Genomic DNA, 15482 nt, shown 5'->3' with positions numbered 1-15482 from the left:
GGTGGAATGGGGGCGCGGCAATCACCGCGCCCCCTGCCCTCCCTTGATTTACGCCCCCACACCGACCGGTGGGGTCGGAGCGGCGTTGACCGGGTCGGCGAGCTGGGCATCGACCACGGCGACGGCGGTCATGTTGACCAGACCGCGGGTGGTGACCGACGGGGTGACGATGTGGACCGGCCGCTGAACGCCCAGCAGGATCGGGCCGACATTCTGCGCATCGCCCAGGATCTTCATCATGTTGAAGGCGATGTTGGCGGCGTCCAGCGTCGGCATGACCAGCAGGTTCGCTTCCCCCTTCAGGCGGCTGTCGGGCAGCACTTCCTTGCGGATGGCCGGGGCCAGGGCGGCATCGGCATGCATCTCGCCGTCGATCTCGACATCCGGCATCTGCTCGGACGCCAGCTCCACCGCCGCGCGCATCTTGCGGGCGGACGGGGTGTCGGCGCTGCCGAAGTTGGAGTGGGACAGCAGGGCCACCTTCGGCTCGATGCCGAAGCGCTTCACCTCGTCAGCCGCCAGCCGGGCGATCTCGGCCACCTGCTCGGCGGTCGGGTCGGGGTTGACGTAGGTGTCGGTGATGAAGTGGACGCCCTTCTGCGAGATCAGCGCGTTCATCGTCGCGGCGACCTTCACGCCGTCGCGCAGGCCGATCAGGCCGCAGATGTGCGCCCAATGCTCGTTGAAGCGGCCGGTGGTGCCGCAGACCAGCGCGTCGGCCTCGCCGCGGCGGACCATCAGGGCGCCGAAGACGGTCGGCTGGGTGCGGACCACGTTGGCGGCATGGCTGGGCGACACGCCGCGGCGGCCCATCAGCTTGCGGTAATGTTCGGTGAAGTTGTGATAGCGCGGGTCGCGGATGATCTCGATGACCTCCACGTCCTGGCCGATCTTCAGGCGCAGGCCCATCTCGCCGATCACCCGCTCGATCACCTCGCGGCGGCCGATCAGCACCGGGTGCGCGATGCCGTCGTCGACCACCACCTGGGCGCAGCGGATCACGCGCGGGTCCTCGCCCTCGGCATAGACGACGCGCTTGGGCGCGGTCTTGGCCTTGGTGATGACCGGCTTCATGAACAGGCCGGAGCGGATGACGTACTGGTTCAGCTGGTCCTGATAGGCACGGAAATCGGCGATCGGCCGGGTGGCTACCCCTGAGTCCATCGCGGCCTTGGCGACGGCCGAGGAGACCTCGACGATCAGGCGCGGGTCGAAGGGCTTGGGCAGGATGTAGTCCGGGCCGAAGCGCAGCGATTCACCGACATAGGCCGCAGCCACCACGTCCGACGGCTCGGCGCGGGCGAGGTTGGCCATGGCGTGGGTCGCCGCGATCTTCATCTCCTCGTTCACCGTGGTGGCGCCGACGTCCAGCGCACCGCGGAAGATGAAGGGGAAGCACAGGACGTTGTTGACCTGATTGGGGAAGTCGGAGCGGCCGGTGGCGATGATGGCGTCCGGACGGGCCTCGCGGGCCAGATCCGGCATGATCTCCGGCTCCGGGTTGGCGAGCGCCAGGATCAGCGGCTTGTCGGCCATGCGGGCCAGCAACTCCGGCTTCAGCACCTTCGCACCCGACAGGCCGAGGAAGATGTCGGCGCCGTCGATGACGTCGGACAGCGTGCGCGCCTCGGTGTCGTGCGCATAGGCGTCCTTGTACTCGTTCATCTCCTCGTTGCGGCCCTTGTGGACCACGCCGATGCGGTCGACCAGCCAGACATTCTCGCGCCGCACGCCCAGCGACAGCATCAGGTCCAGGCAGGCGATGCCGGCGGCACCGCCGCCGGTGGAGACGACCTTGACCTTCGAGATGTCCTTGCCGACCAGCGCCAGCCCGTTCAGCACGGCCGCACCCACCACGATGGCGGTGCCGTGCTGGTCGTCGTGGAACACCGGGATCTTCATGCGCTCGCGGCAGCGGCGCTCGATCTCGAAGCAGGCCGGGGCGGCGATGTCTTCCAGGTTGATGGCGCCGAAGGTCGGCTCCAGCCGGACGATGGTGTCGACCAGACCATCGACGTCCAGCTCGTTCAGCTCAATGTCGAAGCAGTCGATGCCGGCGAACTTCTTGAAGAGGACGGCCTTGCCTTCCATCACCGGCTTGGCTGCCATCGGCCCGATGTTGCCCAGCCCCAGCACGGCGGTGCCGTTGGTGACGACGGCGACCAGATTGGCGCGCGCCGTCAGCTCCGCCGCCTTCGACGGATCCTCGGCAATGGCGGTGCAGGCATGGGCCACGCCCGGCGAATAGGCCAGTGCAAGATCGCGCTGGTTGGCCATGGGCTTGGTCGCGACGACTGCCAGCTTACCGGGCCGCGGGTTGCGGTGATACTCGAGCGCCATCGCCTCAAAATCGCCGGACATCGGGTCTCTTCCTCCGGTTAACGAGATTTCAGTTAATTCTTTGGGTTCACTTCATCTGGATGGCGGTTATAGCCCATTCGGACTGATGCGCCAACCACCCGGAATACAGAAGGGGACGATTCGAACCAAATCGAAGCGTCCCCCTGATCTTACAGGAACCTTTGCCGGGCCGGATGGATCATCTTTGGAATTTCCAAAACCGGCCCGCGCATGCTTGCCGCGCGTCTTGTGCAGGTGCTCACAGGCGGGCCAGAGCCGGCTCCTTGAAGTGCTGCTGGTATTCGGCGACCGCCTTGCTCTCGTCGAACTCGCCTTCCATCTTGGCGACGACGACGGTGGCCACACCGTTGCCGATCAGGTTGGTCAGCGCACGGGCTTCCGACATGAAGCGGTCGACACCCAGCAGCAGCGCCAGACCTTCGATCGGCAGGACGCCGGTGGCCGACAGGGTGGCCGCCAGGGTCACGAAACCGCCGCCGGTGACCGCCGCCGCACCCTTGGAGGTCAGCATCAGGATGACCAGGATGTAGAGCTGCTGCCAGATCGTCAGGTCGACGTTGAAGGCCTGGGCGATGAAGATCGCGGCCATCGACAGGTAGATCGAGGTGCCGTCCAGGTTGAAGGAGTAGCCGGTCGGGATGACGAGGCCGACGACATGCTTGGAGCAGCCGAACTTCTGCATCTTTTCCATCATCCGCGGCAGCACGGATTCGGAGGACGAGGTGCCGAGAACGATCAGCAGTTCCTGGCGGATGTAGCGGATGAAGTTCCAGATGCTGAAGCCATAGGCCTTGGCGATGCTGCCCAGCACGACGAAGATGAAGATCGCCATGGTGAGGTAGACCGACGCCATCAGCTGGCCGAGAGCGGTCAGCGACGAGATGCCGTACTTGCCGATGGTGAAGGACATGGCGCCGAAGGCGCCGACCGGGGCGACGCGCATCAGGATGCCGATCACGCCGAACAGGGCGTGGCTGATCTTGTCGAAGATGTCCTCGACGACCTTGCCCTTCTGGCCCATGGCGGACAGCGCGACGCCGAACACCACCGCGAAGAACAGGATTTGCAGCATGTCGCCCTGGACGAAGGCGCCGACGACGTTGTCCGGCACGATGCCGACGACGAAGTCCATGAAGCCGTGCTCCTTGGCGGAGGTGGCGTATTTCTGCACCGCGTCGGCCTTCAGCTGGCCGGGGACGATGTTCATGCCGGCGCCGGGGCGGACGAGGTTGACGACGATCAGGCCGATGCCGAGCGCGAAGGTGGTCACCACCTCGAAATACAGCAGGGCCTTGCCGCCGACCTTGCCGACCTTCTTCAGGTTGCCGATCGAGGAGATGCCGGTCACCACCGTCAGGAAGACGATCGGGCCGATGACCATCTTGACCATCTTGATGAACAGGTCGCCCAGCGGCTTCATCTCCACCGCGATGGACGGGTAGAAGTGCCCCAGCAGGATGCCGATGCTGATGGCGGTCAGGACCTGGAAGGTCAGGTTGGTGTAGAAGGGCTTCTTCACCGTGCCATGCCGGACGGCGGTCGCGTCTGCGCTCATGCTGCTCTCCTCGTGGCGTTCCTCAGAACGGCGTTCCTGGCGGGGTGCCCGTTCTTTCGTCCGGCATTCGGCGCCGGCTGGGCGGGCGGCCCCCAACTGATTGCCTATGAAAGCAAGCGGTGGGCCAATTGCTGAATCCAGCAACATCAAGCATTTGGCGAAATGGCGAGGGCGAGAATCCGCACGACACGGGGTCCGGCGATGTGCGAAAATCCACACACTTCACAGCGCTGCGGCATCATTGTTGCGGCGCAGCATGATCAGGGGCCGCGTTGCTTATCCATCCGGGCGAACAAGCGACAGATTCAACCACCCTTCCCTCCCCGGCCGTGACGCTTTCGCCGGCGGCGCAGCTGGTGGCGCGGGCGCTGGAACGGCCGCGCCGGCTGCTGCTGGCCACTCTGCTGCTGGGTGTGCCGGTGGCGGCCGGGCTTGCGGCGGGCTGGGCCTCGTCGCTGGCGCAGGAGGATCTGCGGGAGAGCGCCCGGGCGCAGCTGGCGCTCTACAACGCCAATCTGCGGGCGGAGCTGGAGCGGCATGCCGCCGTACCGCTCGCCCTGGCGCAGGATGCGGAGGTGCGCGCCCTGCTGGCCAACCCGACGCCGGGTGCCGTCGACCGGCTGAACCGCAAGCTCCAGGACATCGCCCGTGCGCTGGATGCGCTGGCGCTATACGTGATGGACGCCAAGGGCACGACGGTGGCGGCCAGCAATTGGAACAGCCCGGCCAGCTTCGTGGGCGAGAATTTCTCCTATCGGCCCTATTTCCGCATGGCAATGGACCAGGGCGAGGGGCACCATTTCGCGCTGGGCACCACGTCCCTGGTGCCGGGCTTCTACACCGCGAACCGGGTGGTGGCGGAAAACCGCACAGTGGGGGCGGTGGTGCTGAAGTTGGGCTTCGACCGGCTGGAAGCGGCCTGGACGCCGGGCCAGGAGAGGCTGCTGGTGACCGACCGCGACGGGGTGGTGTTCATCACCAACGTGCCGTCCTGGCGCTATCACGCCCTGCCCCGCCGCCTGCCGATCAGCCTGCCGATCATCCCGGAAGGCACCAGCGAGGGGCTGGACGTGCTGCCCTGGGCCTTCGGCGGCGCGTCCGACCGCATCGCCCTGGAGGAGAAGGACGGGCAGAAGCGCTATCTGCTGACCTCAGTCGCCATGCCGGGCGGCGACTGGACCCTGCACAGCCTGACCAGCCTGGATCCGGTGACCGCCCACGCTTGGGTCGCCGGGCTTCTGGCCGCGGCGGCGGTGGCGATGGCGGCGCTGGCCGCCTATGCCGTGGCCCTGCGCCGGGTGGCCCTGGTGGAACGGATCGCTCTGCAGGAGGAATCGCGGGCGGAGCTGGAACGCCGGGTCGCCGCCGCCACCGCCGACCTGCGCGCGGCGGAGAACGAGCTGACCCAGGCGGCCAAGCTGGCGGCGCTGGGCCAGATGTCGGCCGGCATTGCCCATGAGATCAACCAGCCGCTGGCCGCCATGCGCAGCTTCGCCGACAACGCGGTGGTGCTGCTGGAGCGCGGGCGGCTGGACTCGGTGCGCGACAATCTGGCGGAGATTGCCGAACTGACCGACCGCATGGCCGCCATCACCCGCCAGTTGAAGGGGTTCGCTCGCCGCGCCTCCGGTACGCTGGGCCCGGTGTCGGTGCAGGGCGCGGTGATCCAGGCCCTGGCCCTGCTGGAGGCCAAGCTGCGGCGCGAGGACATCACTGTCGAGGCCGATCTGCCCGACCAGCCGGTCCGGGTGGTGGCGGAGGATGTGCGGCTCCAGCAGGTGCTGGTCAATCTGATCGGCAACGCCGCCGACGCCATGCGCGGCTGTCCGGTGCGCCGTCTGCGCATCGGGCTGGTCGCGGCCGAGGGCGAGGCCCTGCTGAGCGTCGCCGATACCGGCGGGGGCATTGCCGAGGCCGACCTGCCTCGCCTGTTCGTCCCCTTCTTCACCACCAAGGAAGCGGACAAAGGGCTGGGGCTCGGCCTGTCGATCAGCCATGGTATCGTCGAGGATTTCGGCGGCAGCCTGACCGCCGCCAACCGCACCGGGAAGCCCGGCTATGGCGCCGTCTTCACCCTGCGGCTGACCAGCGCGGAGCAGCCTCCCAAGGAGCAGAATCAATGAGCCGGTCCATTCCTGAGGTCGCCGGTCCAGAGGCTGCCGGCTGCGTGATCTTTGTCGATGACGAGCGCGCCGTGCGGCTGGCTGGGCAGCAGGCACTGGAGCTGGCGGGGTTCGAGGTGACGGCCTGCGACGGGGCGGAGCGGGCGCTGCGCCATATTGGCCGCGACTGGCCGGGATGCCTCGTCACCGATGTGCGCATGCCGCAGATGGACGGGCTGGCCCTGCTGGCGCGGGTGCAGGAGATCGATCCCGACCTGCCGGTCATCCTGATCACCGGCCACGGCGACGTGCCGATGGCGGTGGAGGCGATGCGCAACGGCGCCTATGATTTCCTGGAGAAGCCCTTTCCGTCCGACCGGCTGACCGAGGTGGCGCGGCGGGCGGTGGAGAAGCGCCGGCTGGTGATGGAGAACCGCCGGCTGCGGGCGCAGATTGCCGGCGGCATCGACCCGGCGGAGACCATCGTCGGCCGCACGCCGGGCATCGAGCGGCTGCGCACCACCATCGCCGCGGTCGCCGACACCGATGCCGACGTTCTGGTGTTCGGCGAGACCGGTACCGGAAAGGAGATGGTCGCCCGCGCGCTGCATGCCGCCAGTGGCCGGCGCAAGAACCCCTTCGTCGCGCTGAACTGCGGCGCCATGCCGGAATCGATCTTCGAGAGCGAGCTGTTCGGGCACGAAGCCGGCGCCTTCACCGGTGCCGCCAAGCGCCGGGTCGGCCGGATCGAGCATGCCGGCGGCGGCACCCTGTTCCTGGACGAGATCGAAAGCATGCCGCTGGCCCTGCAGGTTAAGCTGCTGCGGGTGATCCAAGAACGGGTGGTCGAACCGCTGGGATCGAACGAGCAGGTGCCGGTCGATCTGCGGGTGGTCGCCGCCACCAAGTCCGACCTGCGGCAGGCGGCGGATGCCGGGAAGTTCCGGGCCGACCTCTATTACCGGCTGAATGTGGTGGTGCTGACCATTCCGCCGCTGCGCGAGCGGCGCGACGACATCCCCCTGCTGTTCCAGCATTTCGTCGCCCAGGCCGCCGCCCGCTACAACCGCGAGCCGCGGGTGCCGAGCCGCGAGCAGATGCAGCGCCTGATGGGGCAGGACTGGCCGGGCAATGTCCGCGAGCTGCGCAACGCGGCCGACCGGTTCGTTCTGGGGCTGGAGGATGTGGCGCCGGCCCCGGTCTCGGCACCTTCCGCACTATCGCTGGCCGAGCAGGTCGATCTGTACGAAAAGGGGTTGATCCAGGCCGAACTCGCCCGCCACCGCGGCAGCGTGAAGGCCGCCATCGAGGCGCTGAACATCCCGCGCAAGACCTTCTACGACAAGCTCAAGCGCTATGGGCTGAGCCGCGACGACTTCCTCGACTGAGGGCATGCGACATTTTGCACCCCGTTCGGCGAACGGAATGGTCATTGTTCCCGAAGGGTTATTGCGCCACCCTGCCGGGGGTTGATCGGCGGCAATCGCGGATGCGGCGATGGACGGGGTGACTTCAAAAGCCTTCCGTTTCTTCAATCGCAGGACGGGAGAGCATTTCTACACGGCGAGCACGGCCGAGCGGGACGGCATCATCGCCGGAATGGCCGACATGAGCTATGAAGGCGTCGCTTTCCTGCAGGGTGGCGGCGCCAGCAACCCGGTGTCGGTGGCCCGCTTCGTCAGGCTGGACACCGGGGAGCATTTCTACACCGCCAGCGTCACCGAACGGGACTACATCCTCCAGAACATGGCGGACCATTACCGTCTGGAGGACCCGCAGGCCTTCCTCGTCTCCGCGACCCCGGACTATCAATTCTCCCAGCCCGTTTACCGCTTCCTCGACACGGCGACCGGCAGTCATTTCTTCACCGCCTCCGAAAGCGAGCGGGACGGGGTGATAGCAAGCCTGTCGAGCTATCGCTACGAGGGGGTGGCCTTCTATGCGAGGCCCACTCCGCCGCTTCCTCCTTCCCCGTCGGGCGCTTTTGACGAGACGTGGTATCTCCAGGCCTATCCGGATGTCCGCGATGCGGTGAATGCCGGCTGGATGACCGCCCGCACCCATTACGACGCCTTCGGCAGGCGCGAAGGCCGCATGCCGAACGACATGGCGGCGCTGGACGGCAATGACCATTGGATCGCTTTTGACGGAGCGCCCGGCCATGTCCGGATTCTGAATGGCGGATCCGGCGATGACATACTCGACGGGATCGACGGATACACCATTTCCACCAGCACGATGGTCGGCGGCCACACTGGCTACAGCGACTACAGTGACCGGCTGTTCGGCGAAACCGGCGACGACACGCTGTACGGTGCGCAGAACGACACGCTGAATGGCGGAGGCGGCAACGACACCTATTACGTCCATTCCGCCGGCGTGCTGGTGACTGAAGCGACCGATGCGGGCACCGACGAACTTATCCTGATCGAGGACGGCATCAGCGGCTACTTCAATTATTCGATACCGGCCAATGTCGAGCGGATGCGGGTGTTCATCAATCCGATCACCGATCCGTCGGTTCCGACCATCACGGGAAGCGCTGCTGACGACTGGATTTCCGCCGGGAGCACCAACACCCAAATCCGCCTTCTGGGGGGTGCCGGCAACGACACGCTGAACGGCGGCTTCGGCGGTGGCGGCGGTGCGGTCGTGGAGGGGGGCGCCAGCGACGATTATCTGCTGGCGGTCGGATACAACGACGCGCGATTCTACACATGGGTGGCGTCGGGCAACGACACGCTGAGCGGCGGTGACGGCGACGACACGCTGGTGGCCTGGACCGGCAACGATCGCCTGACCGGCGGCGGCGGTGCCGACACCTTTCTCGTCGATCTCGGCTCTCCGCCGAACCGGCTCTGGCAGGATCCGAAGGCCTGGACCTCCTATCCGGGCCCCGGCGGCAATTCCTATGTCCTGTGGTCGGAAAAGACGGTGACGACGGTCACGGATTTCCAGCCGGGCGTCGATGTGCTGAGCTTCCACCACACCTCGCTCAGCCCTTCCGACATCATGGCGCGCTTCACCGACCGCGCGGACGGAATGGGCGTGGTGGCCAGCTTCACCAACGGTGAACTCGGACTTCCGGCACCGGGCGTTACCGGCAACGGCTTCACGCTCTCGCTCGACAATGTGAAGCAGTGGCAGGTCTCGGCCGGCTGGTTCTCGGTTTCCCCCACCTGACGGAACGGCCGACTGAGGGCCTGGCAGTCCCGTCCTGCAACTCTCCCATCGGGGCAGTTGACGAACGCCCAAGCTTGCCAGTGGCTCTGCCGGTTCCCATGTGCCGTCTCCACCCGTCCGGCCGGCGCCGCGGGTGGCGCGGCGGGACGGACCTTTCCTTCGTTCCGGCTGTTGTACCGATAGACCGTGCAGCACCGACGTCGAAGGGGACGGCCTGAGAATGTCACCGAGGATTAGCACCATGACCCCCCGTCTCCTTGCGGAGCTTCTGGAACCGATCCTGACCGCCGCGGATGACGACGAAGAGGCCCTGTCGGAGGCCGTAAACCTGACTGCGGAGGCCATGGCGGCGCTGGGTGCCACCGTGCTCGACCCAGACGGCCAGCCTGCCCGCGGGGTGTCCGATGAACGGGCCGTCGTCGCCGCGCTGAACACCCACGCGCACAACCTTATGCGCGACGGGCGTTTGGACGATGTGGTCGAGGCCCTTCAAGTGGCCGAGAGGATCGGCCGCATCGCCCATCTGCCGCATCACCCGCGAACCGTCTGACAACTCTTTTGGGAGAAGGGCGCGGTCGTTCGTGGAAACGGCTTCGCGGGTGCGGGAACTCCTTCCCTCCGTGCTGTTTGAGCGACGTGCCACCCAGCGCTCAACAGGGGAGGAGCCCTCGTGCCCACTGCGCCGCAGCCACATGCCCAGCCGACCGTGCTGGCGAACCCGCTGGAAAGCGAGATTCTGTCCCGTCTCCAGGACGATCTGCTGCCGGACCATCTGCTGACCCGCCGCTGGTATGCGGCGAAGGACGCCGGACGGCCGGTCGTGCGCATTGTCGATGCCCTGCCGCTGCCGCTGGCCGGCGGGGCGCAGGCCCAGCTCTGCCTGCTGCGGGTCGAGCCGCCGGGGCGTGACCCTCAGCTCTATCAGCTTCCCCTGATCCTCGACCGCGGCACCGGCGAGGATGCCTCGGCGATTGCCGGTTCCAAGGATTTGCAGAGTCCCGGCCGGCTGCGCGACGGCTATGCCGATGACGGCGTGGTCCGCGCGCTGCTGGGCGCTATCCTGAAGCGCGACACGGTGCCCGGTGAAACGGCGCTGTCCGCCGGCCTGACCGCCGGCCACACCCGTGCCTGCGAGGCGATGGCCGACCGGCTGCGCGTCGACGCCCCGCTGCACCGGATGACGGCGGAGCAGTCCAACACCTCCATCCGCATCGGCGACACCGCCATCCTGAAGGGCCTGCGCAAGCTGGAGCCCGGCATCCATCCCGAACTGGAGGTCAGCCGTTTCCTGACCGAAGTGGCCCAGTTCCCCAACACGCCGGCCCTGCTGGGCTGGGTCGAGCGGGCCAACAGCTCCGGCTCCACCACGCTGTGTGTCATGCAGGAGCTGGTGCCGGAGGCGAAGGACGCCTGGGGGCACGTCACCGGCTACCTGAACGACCGTGTCGCCCGCTTCGAAGACACCGACGCGGCCAAGGCCGGCGATGCCGACAGCGTTGCCTTCCTGCGCCTGCTGGGGCAGCGGACGGCGGAGCTGCACCGGGCGCTTGCCACCCCCGGCGGCGGCGACGCCTTCACGCCAGAACCGGCGACGGCGGAGCGGCTGACGGAGTGGGCGGGCGGCGTGCGCACCCTGGCCAAGCGCGTGCTGGAACGGCTGCGTTCTGCGGGTCCGGCGCTGGACCCGGCGATTTCGGCACAGGCCAACGCGCTTGCCGCCAGCGAGGCGGCGGTGATGGCGCAGATCGACGCGCTGATCCCGGCGACCGCCGATCTCAGCGCCATGCGGCTGCACGGCGACTATCACCTGGGGCAGGTGCTGGTGTCGCGCGGCGACGTGCAGATCGTCGATTTCGAAGGCGAGCCGATGCGCCCGCTGGCCGAGCGGCGGGCCAAGCATTGCATCCTGCGCGATGTCGCCGGGATGCTGCGCTCCGTCGCCTATGCCGCGGCCATGGCGCGCGACGCGATGCCGTCGGGCCTCGACGCACCGTCGCGCGATGCCCGCACGGCGTGGCTTTCCTGGTGGGAGGGGGCGGCATCGGCCGCCTTTCTCGACGGCTATCGCGCTGCTATCGGCGATTGCCCCGGCTTCCCGCGCGATGCCCAGGCGGCCCCGGCGCTGCTGAAGCTGTTCCTGCTGGAGAAGGCGCTGTACGAGGTCGGTTACGAGCTTGCCAACCGGCCGGGCTGGGTGGCGATCCCGCTGGCCGGCGTCACCGCCATCATCCGCGCCGATGCCGGGCCGGAGATCGCCAGCCGCGACCGTGACCGCATCGCCCCGGTGGACGAGCGCCGCCGCAGCCACTCCATGCCCTTCGGGGCGGAGGTGCAGGCCGACGGTTCCGTTCGCTTCTCCCTGTGGGCGCCGTCGGTGGCGTCCGTGCTGCTGTCGCTCGACGATGGCGGCCAGCCGGTGGCGATGGAGGACCAGGGCAACGGCTGGTTCAGCCTGACCACCGCGCGGGCGCAGGCGGGCAGCCGCTACCGCTTCGTGCTGCCGGACGGGCTGGCGGTGCCGGACCCGGCCTCCCGCTTCCAGCCGGACGACATTCATGGTTCGTCGGAGGTGATCGACCCCGGCGTCCATGCCTGGACCGATGCCGCCTGGACCGGCCGGCCCTGGCACGAGACGGTGCTGTACGAGCTGCATGTCGGCACTTTCACGCCCGGCGGCACCTTCCTGTCGGCCATCGAGCGGCTGGACGATCTGGTCGAGCTGGGCGTCACCGCCATCGAACTGATGCCGGTCGCCGACTTCCCCGGAACGCGCAACTGGGGCTATGACGGCGTGCTGCCCTTCGCCCCCGACAGCGCCTATGGCCGGCCGGAGGACCTGAAGGTTCTGGTGCAGGAGGCCCATGCCCGCGGGCTGATGGTCTTCCTCGACGTCGTCTACAATCATTTCGGGCCGGAGGGGAACTACCTCCACGCCTTCGCCAACAGCTTCTTCACCGATCGTCACAAGACCCCCTGGGGGGCGGCAATCAACGTCGATGGCGAGCGCAGCGGGCCGGTGCGCGACTTCTTCGTCCACAACGCGCTCTACTGGCTGGAGGAATTCCACCTCGACGGCCTGCGGCTGGATGCGGTCCACGCCATCATCGACGACAGCGACCGCCATGTCCTGGAGGAGCTGGCGGAGCGGGTGCACAGCCATTTCCAGAACCAGCGCCATGTCCATCTGGTGCTGGAGAACGACGCCAACCAAGCGCGCTTCCTGGCCCGCCATCGCGAGGGCGACCCGCGCTGGCACTCAGCCCAGTGGAACGACGACCTGCACCACTGCCTGCACAGTGCCGCGACCGGCGAGGATGGCGGCTACTACGCCGATTACGCCCACGATCCGGCCAAATGGGGCCGCACCTTGGCGGAGGGCTTCGCCTTCCAGGGCGAGCCGTCGGCCTACCGCGACGGCGAGCTGCGCGGAGAGCCGTCTGCCCACCTGCCGCCGACCGCCTTCGTCACCTTCATCCAGAACCACGACCAGATCGGCAACCGCGCCTTCGGCGAACGCATCTCCCACATCGCCAAGCCCGAGGCCGTACGTGCCGCCACCATCCTCTATCTGCTGGGGCCCGGCATCCCCATGCTGTTCATGGGCGAGGAATGGGCATCGGCGAAGCCCTTCCCCTTCTTCTGCGACTTCGGCGAGGAACTGGCCGAGGCGGTACGCAAGGGCCGGGCGGAGGAGTTCGCCAAGTTCCCCGAATTCCAAGACCCCGAGGCCCGTGCCCGCATCCCCGACCCCACCGCGCCGGAGACCGCGGAGTCGGCCAAGCTGGACTGGGAGGCCCGCGAGGCACCGGAGCATGCCGGCTGGCTCGACTGGTATCGCCGGGCGCTGGCCCTGCGGCGGACGGAGATCGTGCCGCGGCTGGACGGCGTTCCCGGCGGTGCGTCGAGCCACGGCGTCGCCGGCAAGACCGGCCTGACCGTCTGCTGGAAGCTGGGCGACGGTAGCCGCCTGCATGCCTTCGCCAATCTGGCCGACAGCCCGGCCGCCGGCTTCCCCGAGGTCACAGGCCGCGTGCTGTGGACTGAGGGTGCCGGGCTGACCGGCGACACGCTCGGCCCATGGTCGGTGGTGCTATGGCTGGAGGAAGCCTCCGCACTCGACCGGCTGGCCGACCGCATGGGGGTGGAGCGTTCCTTCGACAATGCAGCCGGGGAAACGGTGACGGCCAGCGAGGACACCGTCCGCGCCCTGTTGTCGGCCATGGGCGTGGAGGCGGGGGACGAGGCCGCCGCGCTCGCCTATCTCGACTGGCTGGACGAGGAGGAGTATGGCCGCGCCCTGCCCCCGGCGGTGGTCCGCCGGGCGGGCGAGGCGGTCACCGTGCCGGTCACCCTGCCCCACGGCACCCGCACCCTGCGCTACACCCTGACGCTGGAAAGCGGGGAGACGCAGAGCGGCGTCGTCGGCTTCGGCAGCCTGCCGCGCTGCCGCTGCATCACCGCCGGTGACGTGACCTATGCCGAGCGGCGCCTGCCGCTCGGCAAAGTGGCCCAGGCCGGCTACCACACGCTGCGGGTGGAAACGGAGCATGGCACGGCGGAAACCCGCCTGATCCTGGCGCCCGCCCGCTGCCATCTGCCGACGCCGATGCTGGTGGGGGAAAAGCTGTGGGGCCTGTCGGCGCAGCTCTACACCCTGCGCAGCGGGCATGACTGGGGCATTGGCGATTTCGGCGACCTGCGGACGCTGGCCGACATCGCGGCGGCGCGTGGGGCGGCGGTGATCGGGCTGAACCCGCTGCACGCCATGTTCCTCGACAATCCCGAACATGCCAGCCCCTATTCCCCGGCCAGCCGGCTGTTCCTGAACCCGCTCTACATCGACGTCACCGCAGTGGCGGAATTCCTCGACGATGCGGACCTGCGGAAGGAGGTGGCCTCACCCGAGTTCCGCCAGACGCTGGACGCGGCCCGCGCCTCCGCCAACGTCGATTACACGGCGGTGTCCGGGCTGAAGCTGCCGATCCTGGAAAAGCTCTTCGCCAGCTTCCGGACCTCGGCCAAGCCGGACCGCCGCGCCGCCTTCGATGCCTTCCGGACCGAGGGCGGCATCGGGTTGGAGCGCTTCGCCACCTTCCAGGCCCTGCGCGAACGCTTCGCCGCCGAGGGCAAGGCGGACTGGCACCGCTGGCCGGCGGACTACCACGACGCGACGGCGCCGGCTGTTGAGCGCTTCGCCAGGGAGCATGCCGACCGCGTCGCTTATTTCGCCTGGCTGCAATGGCTGGCGGACGACCAACTGCGCCTGGCGGCGGAGCGGGCCGCCGAACTCGGCATGGCCATCGGCTTCTACCGCGACCTTGCGGTCGGCGCCGATGCCAGCGGGGCGGAGACCTGGATGACGCCGCAGGCGGTGGTCGACGCCGCCCATGTCGGTGCCCCGCCCGACCTGTTCAACCCGGCCGGCCAGGATTGGGGGCTGCCGCCCTTCCACCCCCAGGCGCTGCGTGCGGCGGGATATCAGCCCTTCATCGATCTGGTCCGCGCCAACATGCGCCATGCCGGGGCGCTGCGCATCGACCATGCGATGGCGCTCCAGCATGTCTACTGGATCCCGGACGGCCATCCGCCGGGCGAAGGCGCCTATGTCGCCTATCCGATGGAGGATCTGCTGGGCATCCTGGCCCTGGAAAGCCAGCGTCACCGCTGTCTTGTCGTCGGCGAGGATCTGGGCACCGTGCCGGAGGGTTTCCGCGAGCGGATGACCGAGGCCGGGGTGCTGAGCTACCGCGTCGTCTTCTTCGAATGGACCGAGGACGGCGCCTTCAAGGGGCCGGAGGAGTATCCGGAACTGGCGCTCGCCACCGTCGGCAGCCACGACCTCGCCACGTTGCGGGGCTGGTGGGAAGGCGACGACATCACGCTGAAGGCCGAGACGGGCCTCTATCCGGCCGACGACGAGGAGGAGAAGCAGAAAACCCGCCGTTCGGCCGACCGCGGCGCCCTGGTCGATGCCCTGCGCGCCGCCGGGATCGCCCTGCCCGCCGGCCTCACGCCGGACAGCCCCTATGATGAGGCGCTGGACCATGCGGTGCACGCCTTCCTCGCCCGCACCAGTTCCGCCCTGGCGGTGGCGCAGTTGGACGACCTGACGCGCGAGCGCGATCAGGTCAACCTGCCCGGCACCACCGACCAATACCCCAACTGGCGCCGCAAGCTGTCGATGACGCTGGAGGAACTGGCCGACGCGCCGGAGCCTGCGGCGGTCGCCGACATCCTGGCGGCGGCACGACCGTCCTCCGCCCCCGTCCGCACCTGACACC

The 15482-nt window shown here is 68.3% G+C and carries 7 protein-coding genes; 5 read left to right on the top strand and 2 right to left on the bottom strand.

Going from position 1 to position 15482, the window contains the following annotated elements:
* Positions 1-48: 48 nt before the first annotated feature.
* Positions 49-2361 (bottom strand): NADP-dependent malic enzyme, encoded by a 2313-nt coding sequence (locus GBZ48_RS09340; RefSeq protein WP_174470788.1) that lies wholly within the window; start codon positions 2359-2361, stop codon positions 49-51.
* 238 nt (positions 2362-2599) lie between these two features.
* A complete protein-coding gene (locus tag GBZ48_RS09335) occupies positions 2600-3916 on the bottom strand; it encodes a dicarboxylate/amino acid:cation symporter (protein WP_098737675.1) in 1317 nt (438 codons plus the stop codon).
* Between the two features lie 329 nt (positions 3917-4245).
* Here GBZ48_RS09335 and GBZ48_RS09330 point away from each other — a divergent pair, with 329 nt between their 5' ends.
* From GBZ48_RS09330 to treZ, 5 genes are all read left to right on the top strand, one after another.
* Complete coding sequence (locus tag GBZ48_RS09330) at positions 4246-6039, top strand: ATP-binding protein (protein ID WP_343049492.1); 1794 nt, start codon at positions 4246-4248, stop codon at positions 6037-6039.
* Positions 6036-7406, top strand: coding sequence for a sigma-54-dependent transcriptional regulator (locus GBZ48_RS09325; RefSeq protein WP_174470787.1), 1371 nt, complete (start codon positions 6036-6038; stop codon positions 7404-7406). The genes GBZ48_RS09330 and GBZ48_RS09325 overlap by 4 nt, the downstream gene beginning before the upstream one ends.
* A gap of 109 nt (positions 7407-7515) precedes the next feature.
* Positions 7516-9201: a calcium-binding protein gene (locus GBZ48_RS09320; RefSeq protein ID WP_174470786.1), complete on the top strand. Its 1686-nt coding sequence runs from the start codon at positions 7516-7518 to the stop codon at positions 9199-9201.
* 241 nt (positions 9202-9442) lie between these two features.
* Complete coding sequence (locus tag GBZ48_RS09315; protein ID WP_098737678.1) at positions 9443-9751, top strand: hypothetical protein; 309 nt, start codon at positions 9443-9445, stop codon at positions 9749-9751.
* 120 nt (positions 9752-9871) lie between these two features.
* A complete protein-coding gene (gene treZ / locus GBZ48_RS09310) occupies positions 9872-15478 on the top strand; it encodes a malto-oligosyltrehalose trehalohydrolase (RefSeq protein ID WP_174470785.1) in 5607 nt (1868 codons plus the stop codon).
* The last annotated feature ends 4 nt before the right edge of the window (positions 15479-15482 follow it).

Origin of the sequence: Azospirillum melinis (genome assembly GCF_013340935.1) — a bacterium.
In the GTDB taxonomy this organism is placed as follows: Bacteria; Pseudomonadota; Alphaproteobacteria; order Azospirillales; family Azospirillaceae; genus Azospirillum; species Azospirillum melinis.
The sequence above is the reverse complement of the archived record's forward strand: the minus strand, read 5'-3'. Positions and strand labels throughout refer to the sequence as shown.